The following is a 22,744-nucleotide window of genomic DNA, read 5'->3' as shown; positions in this document are numbered from 1 at the left end:
CAGGAGGCGCGAAGACGATGGACGTCCTCAACGATGCACCGCCCGGCGGCACCCGTTTCGCGCTGCCAGCCAACGCTCGCAAGCAACGTGGAGGCGTCGGCCGGCGCGGCGCGGGGTACTGGTTCGTGCTGCCGTGCCTCGCCTTCACGGTGGTGTTTTTCCTGCTGCCGCTGGCGATGACGATCGGCATGTCGTTTTACCGCTGGCCGCTGATGGGCGTCCCCTCGTTCGCGGGACTGCGCAACTATCTGGAACTGCTGCACGACGCGTCGTTCTGGGGCGCGCTGTGGTTTACGACCGAGTACACGCTGCTCGTGACGCCTGCCATCTTCGTGGTGGCGTTCCTGCTGGCGTTGCTCGTGAATCAGGCAAGCCGCTTCGTCGGCATCTTCAGGACGGCGTTCTTTCTGCCGGTCGTCATCGGCATGACGACGGCGAGCCTGCTTTGGGTCTGGCTGTTCAACGATCAGGTCGGTATCTTCAGCGCGATCCTCATGCAACTGGGTATTGTCAGCGAGCCGGTCCAGTGGCTCGGCGACACTCACTCCGCGCTCGCCTCGCTGATCGTCATGGTGGTGTGGAAAGCGTGCGGCTTCACCATGGTGATCCTGCTGGTCGGCATGCAGGCCATTCCGCGCGACCTGTACGAGGCGGCGCGCATCGACGGCGCGCGGTGGTGGGCGCAACAACGCTATATCACGCTGCCGATGATGCGGCGCACCTTCGCGCTCGCGCTGATCATGGCCGTGATCGGTTCCTACCTCGCGTTCGAGCAGTTCTACGTGATGACGCGAGGCGGGCCAATGAACAGCACGATCACCGTGGTCCACTGGATCTATCGCGCGTCGTTCACGTATTTCAAGCTCGGCTACGGCGCGGCAATGTCGGTGGTGCTGCTGATCGTGTTGCTCGCGCTCAGCGTGATCCAGATGATTCTTCTGCGAGACGACGATGAGTAACAAGCTACGTTCCGCCGAAACCGGCTTCGTTCCCATGCCGCCGACTCCACTGACGTCCAGCGTGCCCGCCGTGGACTATGCGGGCCACGCGAGCCGGCTGAAGGCGCGGCTTTCGGTAGCGCTTTACTACCTGATCTGCGGCGTGCTCACCCTGATCTTTCTGTTTCCGATCGCCTGGTCCGCGCTGACTTCGTTCTATTCGCCCGCCGATGCGAGCGCATCGCCGCCGCGCTGGATTCCGTCGCGTCTGTCGTTCGAGAACTACCAGAACCTCGCGGGCTACGGTGAAGGGATCTGGCGTTATCTCGGCAACAGCGCGTCTGTGGCGCTGATGACGGTTGCCATGACGCTCGTGCTCTCCACGCTCGGCGGCTATGGGTTCTCGCGATTCCGCTTCCGGGGGCGCAATGTCATCTTCGTCGTCATCCTGGCGACGCTGATGATTCCGTTCCAGTCGATCCTCAACCCGCTCTTCGTGCTGCTGCGCTGGATGCATCTGCAGGGCACGCTATTCGGGCTCGCGCTCGTCTACACGACGTTCCAGTTGCCGTTCGCCGTGTTCATGATGCGCAACTCGTTCGACTCGGTTCCGCTGGAAATCGAGGACGCTTCGCTAATCGACGGATGCAGCTCGCTCCAGTCGCTGCGCATGATCATGCTGCCGCTGGTGCTGCCGGGGCTCGTGACGGCTGGGCTGTTCGCTTTCTTCGGTTCCTGGAACGAACTGCTGGCCGCGCTGATCCTGCTCGGCGACGCCAGGCACTACACCCTCCCCGTCATGCTCCTGAACGCGCAAAGCGGACAACTCGGGGCGATCGACTGGGGGCTCATGCAGGCCGGCATCACGATTTCTATCCTGCCGTGCGCGCTTCTCTTTCTGCTGCTGCAGCGCTTTTACATCAACGGTCTGATTGCTGGCGCGGTCAAGGCATAACCCTCCCCATACATCATGAACGACACCAGAACCTTGCGACAGCCTGTAGTAGTCGATTCCGCTTCCACGCGCTACGCGCGCATCAAACCGGTTGCCGTCACGGCGGTCGAGCTGCTCGGCGACTTCTGGGGGCGGCGCTTTGCGACGAACATCGACAAGACGTTGCCGAGCCAATGGGACCTCCTTGAAAGCACGGGGCGGCTGAACAATTTCCGCCGCGTGTCCGGCGACTACGATGGCCCCTTCGAAGGCATATTCTTCAACGACTCCGACCTGTACAAGTGGCTCGAGGCGGCGTCGTGGGTCGTGGCGCGCGGACCGAACGCGCTGCTTGAAAAACGCATCGACGAGGGCATCGCCCTGATCGAACGCGCGCAGGACGACGACGGCTATATCGACAGCTATTTCAGCGTGGAGCGCAAGGCGGAACGCTGGAGCAACCTGCGCGACCTGCACGAGATGTATTGCGCGGGCCATCTGATTCAGGCCGCGGTGGCGCACCACCGGGCAACCGGAAAGCGCCGCTTGCTGAACGTGGCGATCCGCTTCGCCAACCTGCTGTGCGATCGCTTCGGCCCGGAAACGGAAGGCAAGATCGAAGCCATCGACGGGCACGAAGAGATCGAAATGGCGCTCATCGAACTCGCGCGCGAAACGGGCAACGACCAGTATCTCGCGCTGGCGCGTTTCTTCATCAAGGCGCGCGGTCACGGCCTGCTCGCGGGCGGCCGGTTCGGCGACGCCTATTTCCAGGACGACGTGCCGTTCGAGCAGATGGAGACCCTGGCCGGGCATGCGGTGCGCGCCTTGTACATGGCCTGCGGCGTAACCGATCTCTACCTCGAGACCGGCGAAGCCGGCCTGCTGCCAAGGCTCGAAACGCTGTGGGACCGGCTCGTCGCGCATCGCATGTATATCACTGGCGGCGTTGGCGCGCGGCATGACGGCGAGTCGATCGGCGCGGACTTCGAGTTGCCGAACAGCCAGGCCTATACCGAAACCTGCGCGGCGATCGGCAGCATGATGTGGTGCCACCGCATGCTCGCCGCAACGGGCGAGGCCCGCTATGCCGACCTGTTCGAATGGACGCTGTACAACGGCATGCTGCCGGGCTGGTCGCTCGCTGGAGACGCGTATTACTACGTGAATCCGCTGGAGGACGACGGCGGGCATCGCCGGCAACCCTGGTACTACTGCGCATGCTGTCCGCCAAACGTCGCGCGCACGATTGCGTCGCTGCCCGGTTATGTCTATGGGACCGATGCTGACTCCATTTACGTGCACCTGTATATGGAAAGCGACGCGCGAATCGACTTCAACGGGCGCACGGTGGAACTGCGTCAGCGCACGCGGTATCCGTGGGACGGCGCCGTTGAAATCGCCGTCGATGGTCAAGGCGAGTTCGCGCTGAAGTTGCGTGTTCCGGGGTGGCTCAACGGCGCGTCCGGTTTCGTGACCACTCGCGAAGGCGCTGCAGCCGCCACGCAGCCGAACCCCTCGATCGGGTTGAGCGTGAACGGCGTTGCGATCGAAGCCACTGCGCACGCGCACGGCTACATCGTGATCCAGCGCCTGTGGCAACCCGGCGATGTGGTCCGCCTGACGCTGCCCATGGCCCTGCGTGCCTGGCAAAGTCACCCGAAGGTGCCCGACAATCGCGGCCGGATTGCATTGAGTCGCGGGCCGGTGCTGTATTGCGTCGAACGCGCCGACATGCCGGGCGTCGATCTCGACGAGCTATACGTCGACCCGCCATTACTCGAAGCGCAATGGCGGGAAGCGCAACTCGGGGGCGTGGTCGTGCTCGAGGGCAGCGCGCACAAACGCGAAATCGGTGCGGACTGGACAGGCGCGCTTTACCGGCCGCTGACCGAGGCCGCCGATACCGCCGATACCGCGCGGAACGACCATGCCACCCTGATCGCGATTCCTTATTTTGCGTGGCACAACCGCGAAAGCGGACCGATGAAGGTCTGGTTGAACTATCGAGGGGAATGAAGCGACATGGGACGGGTACAACTGCACAACGTCAGGAAGCAATACGATCACCACGAAGTCATCGGCAACCTGAGTCTCGACATAGCGGACGGCGAGTTCGTCGTCTTCGTGGGCCCGAGCGGCTGCGGGAAATCGACCTTGATGCGGATGATCGCGGGCCTCGAGGATATCAGCGGCGGCGACCTGACGATCGACGGCGCACTCATGAACGACGTGCCTCCCGCGAAGCGCGGCATCGCGATGGTGTTCCAGTCGTACGCGCTGTATCCGCACATGACGCTCTACGACAACATGGCGTTCGGCCTGAAAATCTCCGGCGCGAAGAAGCCGGAAATCGACTCGGCCGTGCGCAATGCGGCGAAGATCCTGCACATCGACCATCTGCTCGACCGTAAGCCGAAGCAGTTATCCGGCGGGCAGCGCCAGCGCGTCGCGATCGGCCGGGCGATCACGCGCAAGCCGAAGGTGTTCCTGTTCGACGAACCGCTTTCGAATCTCGACGCCGCGCTGCGCGTGAAGATGCGCCTCGAATTCGCGCGTCTGCACGACGAACTGAAGACCACGATGATCTACGTGACGCACGACCAGGTCGAGGCGATGACGCTGGCCGACAAGATCGTCGTGCTGTCGGCGGGCAAGCTCGAGCAGGTCGGCAGCCCGACGACGCTGTATCACGCGCCGGCGAACCGCTTCGTTGCCGGCTTCATCGGCTCGCCGAAGATGAACTTCCTGGAAGGCGCCGTGCAGGCTGTGTCGCGCGACGGCGTGACCGTGCGTTACGAGACGGGCGAAACCCAGCGCGTGTCGGTCGAACCGGGCGCGGCGAAGGAAGGCGACAAGGTGACAGTCGGCATTCGTGCCGAACACCTGCATGCGAGCACCACCGGGGACGGCACCCAGGCGCGCACGATGACCGTCGAGTCGCTCGGCGACGCCGCGTATCTGTATGCCGAGTCGCGCGTTGCACCCGACGGCCTGATCGCACGCATTGCACCGCTCGAGCGGCACGAGAAGGGCCACGCGCAAAAGCTCGGCGCGAAGCCCGAGCATTGCCATCTGTTCGACGGTGAAGGGAAGGCGTTTCAGCGCAGGATTGAAGGCGCGCTAGCGGCGTGATGATGAGGGTGCAGCCCGCGGGTCGAAACATGCGCTGAACCGCAGGCGTTTTGCTTGCGCCGCCGCTCGGTTCAGCTGTATCCGGCGCGCGTTCGGCTATTGCGCCTGATGCACTGTCACCTGCTCCAGCCCGCTACGGTTGCGCAGGAAACGTTGGGGCGTTTCCCCCATCGCGCGCCGGAACATCGTAATGAAGGCGCTGGAGTTGCGGTAGCCGAGTTCGGTGGCGATGGTGGAAACCGCCATGCCCTTGGCGAGCCGCGAGATCGATTCCACCAGCCGCAAGCGCTGGCGCCATTGGCCGAACGTGAGGCCAGTCTCGTCCTTGAAAGCGCGCTCCAGCGTGCTTTCGCTCGCGCCCACGCGCATGCCCCAGTCGTTGAGCGGGGTATTGTCGGCGGGCGCGTCCATCAGCTGGCCGCAAATCTGTTGCAGGCGGCGGTCCTTCGGTAGCGGCAGCAGCCCTTCGGAAGCCAGCTGCGCCTCGCGCATCTCCTGCAGCAGAAGCGGGTCGATCAACCCAGAGCGGCGCTCGGGATGGCCGTTCTGATGATCGAGCGCGAGCGCGCTCACCAGCGCATGGAGCAGCGTCGAAATCATCAGCACGTGGCAGCTCGGCTCCTCGCGCGGCGCGACGTCGACTTCGAAATAGACCGTGTACATCTCCACCTGGCTAACCGCCTGCAACTCGTGCGCAACGAGCGGCGCGATCCACAAGCCGCGGTACGGGCCAAGTGTCCACGCGCCGTCGGGCGTGATGACGCGCAGCACGCCGCGCGTCGTGTAGACGAACTGCGGTTGCGTGTGCGAGTGCCAGCTTTCGCTGTCGCCGGCTTCGAAATCGCACCGCCTGGCGATGACGGGACGCTTGAGATATCGCCGCTGCGTACCGGTGATGCGTTGCCAGATATCGGTCATTTGTGAGTCTTTTGAGGATATACGGCAAAACCGTCAAATTTCGACGGTTTCGCGTAGCGAATTGACAGGACGTCTGCGCCGCTCCGACCGTATTCTATCGTCCGCCTGCTGATTTATAAATGACAATCGAAATGATTCGCATTCGTAATTTGGCGAGTCTTAAATCTTGAACGGGGTACGTGGGATGAATCGGGGATGGATCGGAAAGTCGTCGAACGACAGCAACATCGAGGCATGCGAGGCGAAGCGGATCAAGATGCGCACGATCACGGCGGTCGTGGCGCTCGCGATCGCGAAGATCGCCAGTGCGCAAACAGCGGTGGCGCCCGTGGCGGCGTCGGACGCCGCTGCGCAACCGGGCCAGCAACTGCCGGCCGTCGTCGTGCAGGGCGCGCGTCAAAGCGAAACGGCCACGGGTCCGGTGGTGGGCTATGTGGCGAAGCGCAGCGAGACCGGCACCAAGACCGACACGCCGATCATCAAGGTGCCGCAGGCCATTTCGGTCGTCACGCGTGACCAGATGGACGTGCAGGGTGCACAAAGCGTGGCGCAGGCGCTGCGCTACACCTCGGGCATCAACCCCGAACAACGCGGCACCAATACCGATTCGCTCGAATACCTCTACGCACGCGGTTTCCTCGTGGACGAATTCTGGAACGGCCTGCGCACGCCGGGCCCGAACGGCGGCTTCGGCTTCAACGTCACGAGCTTCGATCCGTACATGTTCGAGCGCATCGAGCTGCTGCACGGTCCGGCTTCGGTGTTGTACGGCCAGGGCTCGCCCGGCGGCACGGTCAATCTCGTGAGCAAGATGCCGACCGACACGCCGTATCACGAAGTCGGCCTGGAAACCGGCAGCTATGGCCGCATCCAGGGCTTCTTCGATTTCAGCGGCCCGGTCGACAAGGACGGCACCGTGCTCTACCGCCTGACCGCCGACGGCTTCAACACCGGCACGCAAACCGACTACGTGAACCAGCAGCGCTTCTCGATTGCGCCGACCATCCAGTTCCGCCCGTCGAAGGACACGACGTTCACCGTCTTCGCGAACTATCAGGCGGACCCGGAAGCGGGCATCTACAACTCGGTGCCGTACACGTGGCAAAGCCGCAGCCTCAATCCGGGCGAGCCGACGTGGGACAGCTTCCGCAAAACGCAGATGTCGATCGGCTATCAACTGGAGCACCGCATCGACGACGTGTGGTCGTTCAAGCAGAGCTATCGCTTCCTGCGCAACACGCAGACGATCCAGTACGTGGGCAACGACGGCTTCAAGTCGGGCACCGACACGCTCGCGCGCACCGCGTATCTGAACTACGGCAGCGTCAATTCGCACACTGTCGATAATCAGCTGAACGCGAAGTTCAATACGGGGCCGGTCAAGCAGAACGTCACGGTCGGCCTCGATTACCAGAACATGCAGTTCGACCATTACTTCTATGGCAACCTGACTTCCACGCCGGGTCTGCAGGAAAGCAACCCGATCTACGGCCAAACCATTCCGTATCCGAACTTCATGTTCTCGACGTCGAACGCCACGTCGATCAAACAGCTCGGCGCGTATGCGCAGGATCAGCTGGACATCGGCAAGTGGTCGTTCCTGCTCGGCATCCGCGAGGACTGGGCCAACGAAGACGTGACCTCGTACAAGACCGGCGCGACGACCACGCAGTTCAACCGCGCGTTCACGTGGCGCGCGGGTGGCGTGTACCAGTTCGACAGCGGCGTCGCCCCGTACGTCAGCTATTCGCGCTCGTTCCAGCCACAGGTCGGCACCACGTACAGCGGCGAGGCGTTCGCACCGCTCACGGCCGAGCAGTACGAAGTGGGCGTGAAGCTGCAGCCGAAGGGCTATAACAGCTTCGTCACGGTGTCGGCGTTCCATATCACCCAGAACAACGTGCAGACCAGCGACCCGCTCCACAGCGGCGCCAGCGTGCTGACGGGCCAGGTGCGTTCGCAGGGCTTCGAAGTGGAAGGCCACGCGAGTCTCTCGAACAACCTGCAGCTGATCGCGAGCTACACCTACACGAACCTGCTCAACACGAAAAGCAACACCGCACTCGACAAGGTGCCGGTGGGCATTCCGCGCAACACGGCTTCGCTGTGGGCCGATTACACGGTCTCCGCCGGACCGCTCGCGGGGCTGCTGTTCGGCGGCGGCGTGCGCTATATCGGCGGCTCGTATGGCGATACGGCGAACTCGTTCATGACCTCGTCGGCCACGCTCGTGGACCTCTCGCTGCGCTACGACCTTGGCCGCCGCTTCTCGAGCCTGCAAGGCTGGACTACGTGGCTGAACGTGTCGAACCTGCTCGACCGCAAGTACTTCGCCTCCTGCACGGGCGCGAACTACTGCTACTGGGGGCAAGGCCGTCTGCTCACGGCGGGAGCGAAGTACCAGTGGTAACTCAGCCCTTCCTCTTTTCCGATCCGATGCAATGAAACGCAGGACCTTGCTCGCCGCGCTGTTGGGCGGCGCTTGTCTGAACGTCGTCAGCCTCGGCGCGCGCGCGCGGACCACCGTGCCGCGCCGCGTGATCGTGCTTGACTGGGGCCTGGCGGAGCTGACGCTCGCGCTCGGCGTGGTGCCTGTGGGCATGGCGAACACGCCGGGCTTCCGGCGCAATTTCACGGCATGTCCGCTGCCCGATTCCGTGGTCGATCTGGGGCTCATGTTCCAGCCCAACATGGAACTGATGCTGGCGCTCAAGCCCGATCTCATTGTCATCACGCCCGCGCATGCTTCGCTGCGCGGCTCGCTTGAGCGCCTCGCGCCTACCGTCACGCTCGGCCAGTTCCGCGCGAGCCCGACGCCGTATACGGACGCCTGCGGGGAGACGATGCGCCTCGCGCATCTGTTTGGCCGCGAAGCGCAAGGCGAAGCCGCCGTGGCGCAATCGCGGCGAGCGATCGCGCAGGCGCGCGCGCGGCTCGATGCGCTGCCCGCGTATGCGAACGCACGCGGCGGCGCGCCTCTCTACATAGCGCGCTTTATCGACGAATCGCGTCTGCGCGTGTTCGGCACGCATAGCCTGTTCGGCGAGTTGCTCGCGCAACTGGGCCTGCGCAACGCGTGGGGCGGCGCGGCGGCTGCGGCCATGATCGGCTTCGATGCGCTCGACGCTAATACGCGCGCGACGCTCGTGTACGTGAAGCCGTTGCCCGCCATGACCGCGACGATGATGCAGACGAGCCGCGTCTGGCAGGCCATGCCGTTCGCGCGCACGGGCCGCATGACGGGCATGGCCGAGGTGCCGCCCGAGGGTGGCATTCTGAGCGCGGCGTATTTCGCGCATGCGCTCGTCGACGCGCTGGCTGCCGCGCAAGCACCGGAGGCAGCATGAGGGACGCCATGACTACGCCCTTCGTGCCGCTGCGCCGCACGCCGCTATTGCCCGTTTGCGCGCTGTTCGCGCTCGCGGCGCTGTTGTTCGCGCTGCGCCTTGACGCCCGGCTCTCGCCCGCGCTCTGGTGGCAGGCGCTCGTCGCGCCCGAAAACACGAACGTGGCGCAACTGCTCGCGCACTACAGCGATTTTCCACGCGTTGCCGTCACGCTGCTATGCGGCGCGGCGCTCGGCCTCGCGGGCGTCGCGACGCAGCAGGTTCTGCGCAATCCGCTCGCCGAACCGATGACGCTCGGCGTCTTTTCGGGCGCGTGGCTCGCGCTAGCGCTCGCCACGGTCTACGCGCCTTTCCTGCTGGCGGGTGGCCGCGATGCGGTTGCGCTCGTGGGCGGCGCAGCGGCACTCGCCGCGGTGTTCGTGCTGGCGGCGCAGCGCGGCATGTCGCCGCTCGCGCTGATCCTCGCGGGCATGATCGTGAATCTTTGCGGCGGCGCGTTCTGTCTGGCGCTGGCGATCTCGCACTACGATCTGCTGAGCGGCCTGCTGGTGTGGGGCGGCGGCTCGTTCGCGCAGCACGACTGGCGCGTGGCGCTCGCGCTTGCCGCGCGCTTCGCGCCGTGCGCGCTGCTCTTGCTGCTGTTGCTGCGGCCAATGGCCGTGTTCGATCTCGGCGAGACGGTGGCGTCGAGCCTCGGCGTCTCGCTGCAGGCCACGCGCGGCATCACGCTCGGGCTCACGCTGCTGATCGCCGCCTTCGTGGTGAGCGCCGTGGGCGTGATCGGCTTCGTCGGGCTTGCGGCGCCCGCCGTTGCGCGGCTCGCCGGCGCGCGCCGCCTGCGCGAGCGTGTGATGTGGTCGCCGCTGATCGGCGCGGCGCTGCTATGGCTCGCCGATCAACTCGCGCAACTGTGTGCGGCACGTTTCGGCATGGCGATACCTACCGGCGCGATCACCACGCTGATCGGCGCGCCGCTTCTGCTCGCGATGCTGCGCCGCCTGCGCGGCCGCCCGGATCTCGCGCAAACGACCCCACACCCTGGCGCCCCGCTCTCGCCGCGCGGCCTGCGGCGCGTCGCGTGCGCGAGCGCGCTGGCCTTGACGTGCGCGGCCGTGCTCTCGCTCACGCTCGGGCGCGGCCTCGCGGGCTGGCATCTGAGCCATGTACATGAAGCCACGGCGCTGCTGTTTCTGCGCCTGCCGCATGTCGCGGCGGCGGCCGGCGTGGGCGTGCTGCTCGCGCTCTCGGGCGGCATCGTGCAGCGCATGACCGGCAATCCGATGGCGAGTCCCGACTTGCTCGGCATCTCGGCGGGCGGTGCGCTCGGCTTGACGGGCGCGCTCTTTCTCACCGCGCACCCGGGGCTGCCGACCTTCCTCGCGTGGTGCGCGGCCGGCTCGATGCTCACCCTGTGCGCGCTCGTGCTGATCTCGCGCGCCTCGTCGTTTTCTCCCGACACGCTGATTCTCGCGGGCATGACGCTGAGCGCAGCGTTCCAGGCCGTCTCCGTCATCGCCATTTCGAGCGGCGATCCGCGCGTCATCATCCTCTACAACCTGCTGGCGGGCTCGACTTACAACGTCGGGCCGTGGATGGCCGCGCTGGTAGCGGCGTGCGCGTTGCTCGCGCTCGCCGCCGTGCCGCTGTGCCGCCGCTGGCTCGAAATCTTGCCGCTCGGCGATGCGGTTTCGGCAGGGCTCGGCGTGCGCATTGCCGGGGCGCGTTTCGGTCTCTTGATGCTGAGCGCGCTCTTGAGCGCGGTCGCGACGCTCGTGATCGGACCGCTCTCGTTTATCGGCCTGATGGCGCCTCACATGGCGCGCATGCTCGGCATTCGCCGCGCCATGCCCTTGCTGTATCTCAGCGCGGTGTTCGGCGCGGCGCTGATGATCGGTTCGGACTGGCTCGGCCGCTGGGTGCTGTTTCCACAAGAAATGCCGGCTGGCGTGATGGCCACGCTGCTCGGCGGACTCTATTTGATCCTCACAATGTTCCGGCACCCGGCGCAAGACCGGTCCGGTTCCTGACGCACTGTCTCAGGGAAACTCATGTCCATGCTCTTGAAGCTCGCGCGCAATTCACGCTCGACCTTGTTCGTTGCGCTCGCTACCAGTCTCGTCAGCGGCTTTGGCAATGCGGGCCTCGTCGCGCTCATCAACCAGGCGCTGTCGGCGTCCGTGGCGCAGCTCGCGCACCTCGGCTGGCAATTCGTCGTGCTCGGCGTGATCGTGCTCGCCACGCGCACGCTCTCGCAGACGCTCTTCATGGACCTCGGCCAGCGCGCCAAGGCGAGCCTGCGCATGCAGACGATCCGGCGGCTCGGCGACGCCTCGTTTCGCCATCTGGAGCAGCAAGGCGCGGCGCGCTCGCTCGCCGTACTCACGCAGGACCTCGACGCCATCGTCATGCTGTTCGTGCGCATGCCCGCGCTCGCCATGCAGAGCGCGGTCATCATCGGCTGTCTCGCCTATCTGAGCGTGCTGTCGTGGCAGATTCTGCTGGTGGCGATCGTGACGATCGGCATCGGTGCGGCGGGCTTTCGCGTTGCCAACGGCCGCGCGCTCTTTCACCTGCGCGCGTCGCGCCAGCGCGAGGACGATCTGGTGCGCCACTTTCGCGCGCTGTTCGACGGCGCCAAGGAACTCAAGCTGCATCGTCCGCGTCGCGCCGCTTTCATCAACGACACACTGTTCACCAACGTCGAAGCCGTGCGCGTGCAGCGCACGCGCGGCTACGTGCTCTACGCGGCGGCGGCGAGCTGGGGCAGCTTCATCCTGTTTGCGTTCATCGGCATGACGCTATTCGTGGTCGTACGCGTTTTGCCCGTGAATACGCACGTGATGTCGGGTTACGCGATGGTGTTTCTCTACATGATCATGCCGATCGAGTCGCTGCTCTCGGCGATTCCGAACATCAGCACCGCGCGTGTGGCGCTGGAGCGTATCGAGGCTGTGAACGCCGAACTGCCGCTCGAAAACGGACTCGATGCGCCGGTAAAGGGCGCCTTCGAAAGCATCGCGCTCGACAGCGTCACGCATCGCTACTTCCGCGAAAAAGAGAATGAAGTGTTCACGCTCGGACCGGTTAACCTCGCGTTCAAACCGGGCGAACTGGTCTATCTGATCGGCGGCAACGGCAGCGGCAAGACCACGCTCGCGAAGATGATCGTGGGGCTTTACGCGCCCGAAAGCGGACGTATCGTGCTCAACGGCGCGAGCGTGAACGACACCGATCGAGACAGTTATCGACAGCTGTTTTCGGTGGTGTTCAGCGACTTTTTCCTGTTCGACAGCCTGCTTGGCATCCGCTTTGACGGGCTCGATCAAACGGCGCGAGACCTGCTCGTGCATCTGCAACTCGATCACAAGGTCAGCGTCGAGGACGGCGCGTTCTCCACGCTCGAACTTTCGCAAGGCCAGCGCAAGCGGCTCGCGCTGCTGGTGGCGTATCTGGAGGACCGGCCGTTCTACCTGTTCGACGAATGGGCCGCCGATCAGGACCCGCTCTTCAAGGACGTGTTCTATCGCAAGCTGTTGCCCGAGTTGAGGGCGAAGGGCAAGACCGTTTTGGTCATCACGCACGACGACCGATATTTCCATCTCGCCGATCGCTATATCAAGCTCGACTATGGCCAGATCGTGGAAACTGGCGCGGGTGCGGATTTGAGCACGCGCTACACGGGAGCAGGAAAAGACACGGATGTACCGCTCGCCGCTCGTTGATCAGTCATGCCAATTAATACCAATGAACAATCGCTATCGAGTATCTTGCCAATGAATTCTCCAACGCCTTTGCCGACGAATTCGCCCATGAAGCTTTCGCACGAGAAGGCGCTGCACGAAGCGCAACCCGTTCACCGTGCCGCGCGTGCGCACGATTGCGAGGCGCAGGCGCTTTTCACCCTGGAAGACGTCTCGTTCGACGTGGGTGGCCGCACGCTGCTCAAGCCCTTGTCGCTCACGCTCGTGAAGCGTCGGATGTATGGTCTGATCGGCCACAACGGCTCGGGCAAATCGACGCTTGTGAAGCTGCTCGCGCGTCAGCAGCGGCCCGGCGCGGGCACGCTCACGTTCGCGGGCCGGCCGCTCGCGCAGTGGGAAAGCCGTGCGTTCGCGCGCAAGGTCGCTTATCTGCCGCAACAACTGCCCGCCGCAGACGGCATGACCGTTCGCGAACTCGTCGCTCTCGGACGATATCCGTGGCACGGCGCGCTCGGCCGCTTTTCGCGCACCGATGCGCAGAAAGTGCTGGAAGCCATGGAGCAGACCGACATGGTGCGATTCGCCGATCGCGCCGTGGACAGCCTTTCAGGCGGCGAGCGCCAGCGCGCGTGGCTTGCGATGCTGGTCGCGCAGGACAGCGATTGTCTGCTGCTCGACGAACCGATTTCCGCGCTCGACATCGCGCACCAGATCGAGGTGCTGGCGCTCGTGCGGCGACTGAGCGAGGAGCGCGGCATCGGCGTGATCGTGGTGCTGCACGACATCAACATGGCGGGCCGCTTCTGTGACGAACTCATCGCACTCAAGGGCGGCAGCCTGCTCACCCACGGGCCGTCCGCCGAGCTGATGCGAGCCGACATACTGAGCGCGATCTACGGCATTCCGATGGGCACCGTTGCGCATCCGGACGGCGGCACGCCGATCAGCTTCGCGCGTTGATGCGGCAATGCGCGAAGGCCCTCCCCAGCAAAAAAAACGCCGGGCTGCAAAGCCCGGCGCGAAGTTCGCAGGAGAGGCAAGAGGGCCCGGCGCTCCCACGACGTGTAGGGCGCCCATTGTCGTTGCGATTGGCCCGGCGCGCCGTGACCAAAGTCAAAGACCGTGGCACCGCCACGCCGCGTTAGCCGTCGCGGAAGATAAAGCTGTACGCGCTCAAAGCCGGCACGCCGCCCAGATGCGCATACAGCACCTTCGACCCCGGCTCGAATTCGCCGCGGCGCACCTTGTCGATCATGCCGTGCATCGACTTGCCCTCGTACACGGGATCGGTGAGCACGCCCTCCAGCCGCGCGCACAAACGAATCGCCTCCAGCGTCCCTTCGTTCGGCAAGCCGTATTCCGGGCCCGCATAACGCGTGTCGAGAATCACGTCTTTTTCGCCGATGTCGCGGTTGAGATCGACGAGCCCAGCCGTATGACGCGCAATGCGCGTGATTTGCGCGTGCGTCTTCTCCGGTGTAGCCGAAGCGTCGATGCCAATCACACGATCTGCGCGGCCATCTGCCGCGAAGCCGACCACCATGCCGGCCTGCGTGCTGCCTGTCACCGAACACACGACGATGTAGTCGAACTTGAAGCCCAGTTCAGCCTCCTGCGCCCGCACTTCCTCGGCAAAGCCCACGAAGCCGAGTCCGCCGAGCGGATGCTCCGAGCAGCCCGCCGGTATCGCATACGGCTTGCCGCCAGCCGCGCGCACGCTCTCGAGCGCTTCCTCCCAACTCGGTCGAATGCCGATGTCGAAGCCGTCCGGCACGAGCCGCACGTCCGCGCCCATCATGCGCGACATCTGGATGTTGCCAACCCGGTCGTAAACGGCGTCGGAATAGTTGACCCAGTTCTCCTGGACCAGCACGCACTTCATGCCGAGATGCGCGGCGACGGCCGCAACCTGACGCGTCTGGTTCGACTGGATGCCGCCAATCGAAACCAGCGTGTCGCAGCCTTGCGCGAGCGCGTCGGGAATCAGGTATTCGAGCTTGCGCGTCTTGTTGCCGCCGAAGGCGAGTCCGCTATTGCAGTCCTCGCGCTTCGCGTATAGCTCCACCTTGCCGCCGAGATGCTGGCTCAGGCGCTTGAGCGGCTGGATGGGTGTGGGTCCGAACGTCAGTGGATAACGGGGGAAGCGCTGGAGGTTCATCGACTCTCTCCGGAAGGTCGGCTCATGCGAAACGGGGTCAACGGTCGGAACAGGCCATCGCGTGGGCCATCCGATGGAGAAATGTTAGGCGTCTTGCCACGAAATGAGCTTGCTAAAAAAATATCGTTGACCTACGTTTAAAGCGATCTCCCCGGTTCCTGGGCATTTTTAGTTTGTAAAACCATCGAAGGACGCAATGAAATTAACCCGGCAATCTCCCGCAACGCCCGATAGCCCGCCCGCCCTCGATCGCATCGATCGCGCGATCCTCAGGCATTTGCAGCAGGACGCATCCATTTCGAACGTCAGCCTCGCAGCCAAGGTGAAGCTCAGTGCGCCCGCGTGCCTGCGGCGTGTGGAACGGCTCAAGGAGTTGGGACTGATACGCGGGATCGTCGCATTGCTCGATCCCAAGGCGCTCGGCGCGGGCATGCTGGTCGTGATCGGCTTCGTGCTCGACCGCTCGACGCCCGAAGCGTTCGCCGCATTCGAGAAAGCGGCGCAGAAGGTTTCAGGCTGTGTGGAATGCCACGTCGTGACCGGCGAATTCGATTACTTCATGCTGGTGCGCACGCGCGATAACGAAAGCTTCAACCAGTTGCACGCGGAGCAGTTGCTGTACTTGCCGGGCGTGCGGCAGGTCCGCAGCTTCATGGTGCTCAAGGAGATTCTTTCGACGCATGCATTGCCGCTATGACGGCAGACGCACGAATGCGTTCCAGTGCAAAGGATGCGTGAGTCTCGGCGCAACGTGGGGGAGGTAAATCAGGATGATGCAGCAACCTGCCTGCTGCAATGTGACCGAAGGCCACGCGTTCTGTTGGTGGAGGTAAGCGGGATCGAACCGCTGACCTCTTGCATGCCATGCAAGCGCTCTCCCAGCTGAGCTATACCCCCATTCAGAACGGCTTCTGCGCCAGTGGGATGACGCAGAATCGAACACGGTCAGCTAATGGACCTGCCCGAAGAGCGGCGATTATATACGCCGCCCGTGCAACCTCGCAAGCACTCCGATGAATACCGTGCGAGGCGCGATGGAATCTCGATCGCCACCCTTTGTCCGCCGACAAGCCCGTTGCGTTGGATTCCTTATCAATTCCGCACGAAAGCAAAAAGCCGGCTTATTAGCCGGCTCTCTCGCCTGATTCGCAGCGCATGCACGCGAATGCAAATTCTGGTGCCGACGGCGAGACTCGAACTCGCACAGCTTTCGCCACTACCCCCTCAAGATAGCGTGTCTACCAATTTCACCACGTCGGCATTCCAATACAACCCGGGACTTTCGATCCCGTTTCCTCTTGCCTCTTGGGCTCGAAGGGTCGCCATTGTATCGACTCGTCGCGCATTTTTGAAGACCCTGCGCGAAGTTTTTTTAAAGCGCTGCTCCCACGCTTAAAACTCCAGCGTTGAAGTCAGTTCGAGTGTGCGTCCAAGTCCCACGCCCAACTGATTCGACCCCGCTGCACTCCAGTAGCGCCGGTTGGCCGCATTCTCCAGATTCGCCTGCACCGAAACGCGTTTGCCGTACACGCGCGTCGCGTAGCGCACGCCCGCGGTCAACAGCGTATAGCCGCCAATCTGCGCCTGATTCGCGTTGTTCACCTGGCGCGGCCCCACATAGTAGATGCCGCCGTTCACCGAAAGACCCGCCAGCACCGGCACACGATATTCAGCGAACAGACTCGCCGTGACGTGCGGCGTATTCTCGGGCGTCTTGCCGACGAGCGTCGGGTCGGAGGAATCGATCTGCTTCGCGTCGAGATAAACGGCCGATGCGGTGACCGAGACGTCCTTCGTCACATCGCCCTGCACCGAAAACTCCACGCCGCGATAACGCGCGTTGCCGTCCATCACATAGACGTTGTCGGCATTCGTTTCCGCGCTGGCCTGCTTGAGGTTGAAAAGCGCAAGCGATACGAGCGTGTTGCCGGCGAGGCGCGTGCGCACGCCCACTTCCTGCTGCCGGCTCACTGCCGCGGGCAGGATCTGGTTTGCGTTGACCGCCGTGGCCGGCGCGCTGCCCGCCGATTCAAGCGCTTCGACATAGCTCGCGTAGACGCTTGTCTGCGGCGTGATGCGGTAGGTAATGCTCCCCGAAGGCGAGGTGTGGTTGATGTCGGAGCTTGGCGTACCGGCTTGCGAAGTCATGTACCCGGAGCGGCGCACGCCGGCCACGACCTGCAAACGCGGCGTGATGTCGATCTGGTCGAACACATAGATGCCGCTGTTGCGCACGTGCTGCGCGTAGAACTGGCGCGCGCTGCCGCTTTGCTTGAGCGTCGTGATGTCGATGGGATCGTAGAGGTTCTGCGCCGCCGTGTACGTGTACGTCGTGAAGTCCGGCTGAAACAGCCAGTTCTGCACGACACCTGTGGTGACCGTATGCGTGAACGGCCCGGTTTTGAAGTCCCCGTTCACTTCGAGGCGCACGTTCTTGTTCTCGTACATCTGCCCGAACTGCTGGCTGCCTTGCAGCGTGCCCGCGCCGGTCGCGACGTCGTACTTCTGGAACACCCAGGCCCAGCGGTCGCGCCGCGTAATCGACTGGCCGAGCGAGAGCATCGCGCTCCAGTGGTCGTTGAACGCATAGTCGGCGCGCACGAGTTGCGACGTCGCGCTCGCCTTGGTCGGCCGGTCGTTCGGCACGAGCAGCTTCGAGGGGTCGGGCATGGCCGGCAGCGTCATCTTGCCGTTCACGGCGGTAAGCGGCGCAATGCCCGCCTGCTCGACAATGCTCGTTTCGATGTGCTCGAGATCGTATTGCAGCTTGAGCTTGTCGTTCACGCGCCAGTCGAGCGCCGCGCTCACGAACTTGCGGTAGCCGCGGTCGCCGTCAATGGGTGTTTCGACGTGCTCATCCATTGCGTTCACGCGTATGCCGAACTGGTCGCTCGGGCCGAAGCGGCGCGCGATGTCGGCGGCGGCGCCGATCGATCCGTTCGAGTCGCCGAGCACCGACATGCTCGTGACAGGCTCGCTGCCCGCGCGCTTGAGCACCATGTTGACGATGCCCGCCGGCGCGCCAAAGCCGTAGTACAGCGCAGACGCCCCCTTGAGCACTTCCACGCGCTCCTTGTTCTGCATCGGCATCCAGATGGCAAGCCTGGCGTCGATAGGGCAAACCGTATTTTTGCGGACAAGCAGGGCTTGTCCTGGCTGGAATCAGACAAGGCCAGTCAGGCCGGCTTCCTGGCCCCGGTTATTGCGAAAAATGCTTGTTCTGCAAGAAAAGCACGCGTGGGTAGAGGTTGTTTGCGCCTGATCCAGGTTAGTCGAAGGAATTACGCCTATTTTCCGGCGGTGATGTGTCATTTTTTCAATTGCTGGCTAGCCAGTCAGCGGTGGCACACATTCATCGCAAAGAGAACAGCATGAAAAAAAACAATTCTGCGGCAACGCGCCACTTTCGCGGCATCCTTCCGACAGTCATCGCATTGTCACTGGGGCTGGCGGTATCCCTGTCGCATGCGGCAGCTACGCCGGCCACGGCAGATAGCGCCATGGAATGGATTACCCTGGGCACAAATGGCGGGCCCGTCATTTTCAAGGAACGTTCCGAGCCCGCCAACCTGTTGATGGTCAACGGCAAGCCATGGTTGATTGATTGTGGTGATGGCGCCATGGAACGTCTGGCGGCCGTGGGCTATCAGGCCAGGGATTTATCTACGGTCTGGCTCAGTCACCTGCATATGGATCATATTGGTGGCGTGCAGGGGTTGATCGGCTTGCGCTGGATGCTGGGCGGCATGACGCCGATGACCATCTACGGTCCGCCGGGCACTCAGGAACTGGTGGACGGCATTGTAAAAGCGCTGGGGCCCTCAGCGAACATTGCCAAATTTGAACCCATGCATGGTATGCCGCTGGATCAAATGATCAAGGTCGTGATTGTGGAGGACGGTGCAGACATGCAGGTCGATGGGGTCCGTGTGCGGGCAGTACGCAATTCCCATTTTGATATGCCGCTGGGGCACCACCTGCCGGATGGGACGCAAAGCCTGGCTCTGCGCTTTGACAGCAACGGCAAGTCGGTCACCTATACCGGAGATACCGGCCCGGCAGATGCAATTGCAACGCTTGCCAAAGGGACCGATTTACTGGTCAGTGAAGTGATTGACCGGGATGCCATGGTCGCAGAATTACAGGCCAACAAACAGATGTCTGACAAGGCCAAAAAAGAAATGACCGAGCATTTTGATACCCAGCATCTTAGCCCGGAGGCTGCCGGCACCATTGCGGCAAAGGCAGGCGCCAGGCATCTGGTTTATACACATATCAGTATTGTCGCCAGTATCCTGACACCCAATGATGCGGCGGCTGAACGTGCATCGCTAGCCAGGATCAAACAACAAACACAAAAAGTGTTCAAGGGACAGGTCACGTTGTCGGAGGATTTGCAGCGCTTCCCTGTCGGTGCTGAGGGTAGATGAGCGTCCTTGTTCAGGCCAGGCGCCACTAAACCGGTGAAGGGCCAGCCAGCAAAAGAAATCCCCGCATTGCGGGGATTTCTTTTTTAACAGGCAAGAGCCGAAGAATTTGAGATGTTGTTGTCGATGGGCAGCAGGCCGTCGAGATAGAAGCTCGAGCGGTTGTCGAGCGGGATGCCGCGCACCGAGAGATTGTCGTACGCGAGTCCGTTGAGCTGCTGGCGCGTTACGCCTGCGACGTTGCGCAGCGCGTCGTAGAGGCCGGTGTCGCCCTGGGCGTCCATGACCGAGCGCGTGACGACGTTCACCGTGGCCGGCACATCGAGCGCGTCCATGCCGCGGTATTGTCCCGTCTCGACGGTTTGCGGCGCGTAGCCCTGGGTCTTGCCGCTCGTGATCTTGACGGGCGCGAGCTGGGTGGCGCCGTCCGCCGCTGCGCTTGATTTCGTCGTGTCGGTGTTGGCGTCGGCTGCGTGCGCCGCGTGCGCAATGCCGGCCATGCCCGCCGCCAGCCTGGTGTTGATGAGCGCGTGTGCGCAGATCCTGCGCCATTGTTGCGTGTGCGTGCGCGTGCGCGTTGCGCGCTTCCCCGAAGCCATGCTTTCCCTTCTTCTTTGCGTTCAACCAGCGCTGTGGACGGCGTAAGCGCGCTTAGCGCCCGGCAACAGGCCCGCGCCGGCTCTTTTTTGCGGGGGCGCGCATGGCGTCGGCGTGTTCGCGGATCGTTTCGATCAGCGCCCGCAGTCCCGCTGGCGCGTGCCGCCGGCCGGGGTAGTAGAGGCAGAGGCCGTCAAGCGGCGGCGTCCAGTCTTCGAGCACGCGCACGAGCGTGCCCGCCGCCAGGTCAGCGCTTACGTTCCATTCGGTCAGATACGCGAGGCCGAGTCCGTCGCGCGCGGCGGCGAGCATGAGACCCGGTTCGTCGAGCGTCAGCGCGCCCTCCACGTCCACGCGCACGGCCTGAGCGCGCCGCTCGAACTCCCATTGGTAGATTTGCCCGCTGGGCATGCGGCTGCGTATGCAGCGGTGCGACTTCAGATCGGCGGGCGTGCGTGGCGCCTTATGTTTCGCAAAATAGTCCGGACTGCCAACCACAGCGAATCGCTGACGGTCGCCGAACGGCACGGCGATCATGTCCTGCGGCACGATTTCGGCCAGACGTATGCCGGCGTCGTAGCCTTCGACCACGATGTCGATGAGACGCCCTTCCGTGACGAGATCGAGCTTCATCTCCGGATAGCGCTGCAGGTAGGCGATGAGAACGGGCATGACCTGCTTCGCCGCGCCAACCGAAGCATTGATGCGCAACGTGCCCGAGGGCGTATCGCGAAAGCTGCCCGCCTGGTCGAGCGCCTCGCGGATCGTGGACAACGCGGGCGCGACGCTGCCCACGAACTGCGTGCCCGCTTCGGTCAACGCCACGCTGCGCGTGGTGCGATTGAAGAGGCGCACGCCAATGCGCGCTTCGAGCGCCGCCACCGCGTGACTGAGCGCCGAGGTCGACACGCTCAGTTCGTCCGCCGCCGCACGAAAGCTGCGATGGCGCGCCACGGCCAGCACGGCTTCGAGTTCCACCAGGCCCGATGTTTTCATTATCCCAAATCGCTCAACAGGTCATGCGCCATTGTACGGCTAGTCAACGCAATGCCGAGCGTCTATCTTGCTCCCATCGACTCACGTTTTCTGGAGCAGCCATGCAGATCATCGACAAGATCTATATCGACGGCGCGTTCGTCACGCCACACGGCGAGGCGTATTTCGACCTCTTCAACCCCGCAACCGAGGCCGTGATTGGCCGCGTGCGTCTGGCCGACGCCGCGGATGCGGACGCGGCCGTCGCCGCCGCGAAACGCGCGTTCCCGGCGTTTTCGCGCACCACGAAGGCGGAGCGCATCGAGATGCTCATGGCGCTGCACGAGGCCGTCGTCGCGCGCGAAGACGCGCTCTTCGAAGCGATCGTGCAAGAGTACGGCGCGCCGGTCTCGCGCGGCCGGTGGATGGCCCAGCACGCCTCCAATGTGCTCAGCGACGCCGCGAAGACGCTGGAAAACTATGCGTTCACGCGGCGCGCGGGCACGGCCGAGGTCACCATGCAGCCGCTGGGCGTAGCCGGGTTGATTACGCCCTGGAACAGCGACGCGGGCTTCATCTGCGGCAAGCTCGCCGCCGCGCTCGCCGCGGGCTGCACGGCCGTCATCAAGCCGAGCGAGATGAGCGCGATCCAGACGCGCATCGTGACCGAGGCGCTGCATTCGGCGGGCCTGCCTGCGGGCCTTTTCAACATCGTCACGGGCCGCGGCGACACCGTGGGCGCGCGCATCGCGGAGCATCCCGACGTCGCCAAGATTTCGTTCACGGGCTCGACTGCGGTCGGCAAGACGATCTTGCGCACGGCGGCTGAAACGCTCAAGCGCGTGACGCTCGAACTGGGCGGCAAGTCGCCCGTCATCGTGCTGGACGACGCGAATTTCGACGAAGCCGTGCCGCTCGCGCTGCAGGCCGGCTTCATGAACAGCGGACAGGCGTGCATAGCGGGCACGCGCATTCTGGTGCCGCAGTCGCGGCTCGTCGAGTTCGAAGCCAGCGTTGCGAAGGCCGTGGCGCAGATTCAATCGGGCGATCCGCGCGACACGCGCACGAGCGTCGGCCCGATGGTGAGCCAGAAGCAATGGGAGCGCGTGCAGCGGTATATCCGAATCGGCATCGACGAAGGCGCACGCCTTATTGCGGGCGGCCCGCAGCGGCCCGATGGCGTGGAGTCGGGCTGGTTCGTGCGTCCCACGGTGTTCAGCGGCGTGACGAACGACATGACGATTGCGCGCGAGGAGATTTTCGGGCCGGTGCTTTCGATCATCGCGTATCGCGACACCGATCAGGCCATCGAAATCGCCAACGATACGCCGTATGGCCTGCAAGCCTACGTGCTCTCGCCCGATATCGAGCGTGCGCGCGGCGTGGCCGCGCAGATCGAAGCCGGCCGCGTGCTCGTCAACACGCTCGCGCATGAACCGGCCGCGCCGTTCGGCGGCTTCAAGCAGTCGGGAATCGGGCGCGAGTACGGCACTTTCGGGATCGAAGCGTTTCTCGAACCGAAGTCCACGCTCGGCGTGCTTTGATGCGCCACTAGCCGCGCAAAAATGCAAACGCCCCGGTTGTGCTGCTAACCGGGGCGTTTTGAACTGCGCT

The 22,744-nt window shown here is 63.8% G+C and carries 17 protein-coding genes and 2 tRNA genes; 12 read left to right on the top strand and 7 right to left on the bottom strand.

Features of this window, described 5'->3' with window-relative positions; translation table 11 throughout:
* The first annotated feature begins 17 nt into the window (after nt 1-17).
* From U5A57_RS03985 to U5A57_RS03970, 4 genes are read left to right on the top strand one after another with little or no spacing between them, the layout of a single operon-like run.
* Nucleotides 18-959 (top strand): sugar ABC transporter permease, encoded by a 942-nt coding sequence (locus U5A57_RS03985; RefSeq protein WP_321908373.1) that lies wholly within the window; start codon nt 18-20, stop codon nt 957-959.
* The gene (locus U5A57_RS03980; protein ID WP_321908370.1) at nt 952-1,893 is read left to right on the top strand and encodes a carbohydrate ABC transporter permease; all 942 of its coding nucleotides are present in this window, start codon (nt 952-954) and stop codon (nt 1,891-1,893) included. The genes U5A57_RS03985 and U5A57_RS03980 overlap by 8 nt, the downstream gene beginning before the upstream one ends.
* A gap of 15 nt (nt 1,894-1,908) precedes the next feature.
* Nucleotides 1,909-3,891 carry a glycoside hydrolase family 127 protein gene (locus tag U5A57_RS03975; RefSeq protein WP_321908368.1) on the top strand — a complete coding sequence of 661 codons (1,983 nt, stop codon included), beginning with the start codon at nt 1,909-1,911 and terminating at the stop codon, nt 3,889-3,891.
* Between the two features lie 6 nt (nt 3,892-3,897).
* The gene (locus tag U5A57_RS03970; RefSeq protein ID WP_321908366.1) at nt 3,898-5,007 is read left to right on the top strand and encodes a sn-glycerol-3-phosphate ABC transporter ATP-binding protein UgpC; all 1,110 of its coding nucleotides are present in this window, start codon (nt 3,898-3,900) and stop codon (nt 5,005-5,007) included.
* A gap of 96 nt (nt 5,008-5,103) precedes the next feature.
* On the opposite strand, the gene U5A57_RS03965 is transcribed toward U5A57_RS03970, so the two are convergent.
* Nucleotides 5,104-5,925: a helix-turn-helix transcriptional regulator gene (locus tag U5A57_RS03965; protein ID WP_321908364.1), complete on the bottom strand. Its 822-nt coding sequence runs from the start codon at nt 5,923-5,925 to the stop codon at nt 5,104-5,106.
* Nucleotides 5,926-6,109: 184 nt separating this feature from the next.
* Between U5A57_RS03965 and U5A57_RS03960 the strand changes: the two genes are divergently transcribed.
* The 5 genes from U5A57_RS03960 to U5A57_RS03940 all read left to right on the top strand — a co-directional run bounded on the left by U5A57_RS03960 (nt 6,110) and on the right by U5A57_RS03940 (nt 13,933).
* The gene (locus tag U5A57_RS03960; RefSeq protein WP_321908362.1) at nt 6,110-8,335 is read left to right on the top strand and encodes a TonB-dependent siderophore receptor; all 2,226 of its coding nucleotides are present in this window, start codon (nt 6,110-6,112) and stop codon (nt 8,333-8,335) included.
* A 31-nt stretch (nt 8,336-8,366) separates the two neighbouring features.
* Complete coding sequence (locus U5A57_RS03955) at nt 8,367-9,272, top strand: ABC transporter substrate-binding protein (protein WP_321908361.1); 906 nt, start codon at nt 8,367-8,369, stop codon at nt 9,270-9,272.
* A gap of 8 nt (nt 9,273-9,280) precedes the next feature.
* On the top strand, nt 9,281-11,299 hold the full coding sequence (gene fhuB, locus U5A57_RS03950; protein ID WP_321908360.1) for a Fe(3+)-hydroxamate ABC transporter permease FhuB: 2,019 nt from the start codon (nt 9,281-9,283) through the stop codon (nt 11,297-11,299).
* A gap of 21 nt (nt 11,300-11,320) precedes the next feature.
* Entirely contained in the window at nt 11,321-12,994 is a 1,674-nt protein-coding gene (locus tag U5A57_RS03945) for a cyclic peptide export ABC transporter (protein ID WP_321908359.1), read from the top strand.
* A gap of 87 nt (nt 12,995-13,081) precedes the next feature.
* Nucleotides 13,082-13,933, top strand: coding sequence for an ATP-binding cassette domain-containing protein (locus tag U5A57_RS03940; RefSeq protein WP_321908357.1), 852 nt, complete (start codon nt 13,082-13,084; stop codon nt 13,931-13,933).
* 181 nt (nt 13,934-14,114) lie between these two features.
* Here U5A57_RS03940 and U5A57_RS03935 read toward each other — a convergent pair whose 3' ends face one another.
* On the bottom strand, nt 14,115-15,131 hold the full coding sequence (locus tag U5A57_RS03935; protein WP_321908356.1) for a 1-aminocyclopropane-1-carboxylate deaminase: 1,017 nt from the start codon (nt 15,129-15,131) through the stop codon (nt 14,115-14,117).
* Nucleotides 15,132-15,327: 196 nt separating this feature from the next.
* Between U5A57_RS03935 and U5A57_RS03930 the strand changes: the two genes are divergently transcribed.
* The gene (locus U5A57_RS03930) at nt 15,328-15,828 is read left to right on the top strand and encodes an Lrp/AsnC family transcriptional regulator (RefSeq protein WP_321908353.1); all 501 of its coding nucleotides are present in this window, start codon (nt 15,328-15,330) and stop codon (nt 15,826-15,828) included.
* Nucleotides 15,829-15,952: 124 nt separating this feature from the next.
* Here the strand turns inward: U5A57_RS03930 and U5A57_RS03925 are convergent.
* The 3 genes from U5A57_RS03925 to U5A57_RS03915 all read right to left on the bottom strand — a co-directional run bounded on the left by U5A57_RS03925 (nt 15,953) and on the right by U5A57_RS03915 (nt 18,221).
* A tRNA-Ala gene (locus U5A57_RS03925) sits at nt 15,953-16,028 on the bottom strand.
* A gap of 278 nt (nt 16,029-16,306) precedes the next feature.
* Nucleotides 16,307-16,391, bottom strand: a tRNA-Leu gene (locus U5A57_RS03920).
* Between the two features lie 132 nt (nt 16,392-16,523).
* The gene (locus U5A57_RS03915; protein WP_321908351.1) at nt 16,524-18,221 is read right to left on the bottom strand and encodes a TonB-dependent siderophore receptor; all 1,698 of its coding nucleotides are present in this window, start codon (nt 18,219-18,221) and stop codon (nt 16,524-16,526) included.
* 281 nt (nt 18,222-18,502) lie between these two features.
* On the opposite strand from U5A57_RS03915, the gene U5A57_RS03910 reads away from it, so the two are divergent.
* Nucleotides 18,503-19,561: an MBL fold metallo-hydrolase gene (locus U5A57_RS03910; RefSeq protein WP_321908349.1), complete on the top strand. Its 1,059-nt coding sequence runs from the start codon at nt 18,503-18,505 to the stop codon at nt 19,559-19,561.
* 83 nt (nt 19,562-19,644) lie between these two features.
* Here the strand turns inward: U5A57_RS03910 and U5A57_RS03905 are convergent, their stop codons facing one another.
* Nucleotides 19,645-20,157: a TonB-dependent receptor plug domain-containing protein gene (locus U5A57_RS03905; protein WP_321908348.1), complete on the bottom strand. Its 513-nt coding sequence runs from the start codon at nt 20,155-20,157 to the stop codon at nt 19,645-19,647.
* Between the two features lie 52 nt (nt 20,158-20,209).
* Nucleotides 20,210-21,151 (bottom strand): LysR family transcriptional regulator, encoded by a 942-nt coding sequence (locus U5A57_RS03900; RefSeq protein ID WP_321908346.1) that lies wholly within the window; start codon nt 21,149-21,151, stop codon nt 20,210-20,212.
* Nucleotides 21,152-21,252: 101 nt separating this feature from the next.
* On the opposite strand from U5A57_RS03900, the gene U5A57_RS03895 reads away from it, so the two are divergent.
* Entirely contained in the window at nt 21,253-22,674 is a 1,422-nt protein-coding gene (locus U5A57_RS03895; RefSeq protein WP_321908344.1) for an aldehyde dehydrogenase family protein, read from the top strand.
* Nucleotides 22,675-22,744: the final 70 nt, after the last annotated feature.

The sequence above is a fragment of the Paraburkholderia sp. J11-2 genome (assembly GCF_905220185.1).
Taxonomy (GTDB): domain Bacteria; phylum Pseudomonadota; class Gammaproteobacteria; order Burkholderiales; family Burkholderiaceae; genus Paraburkholderia.
This window is presented reverse-complemented; position numbering and strand designations above follow the sequence as displayed.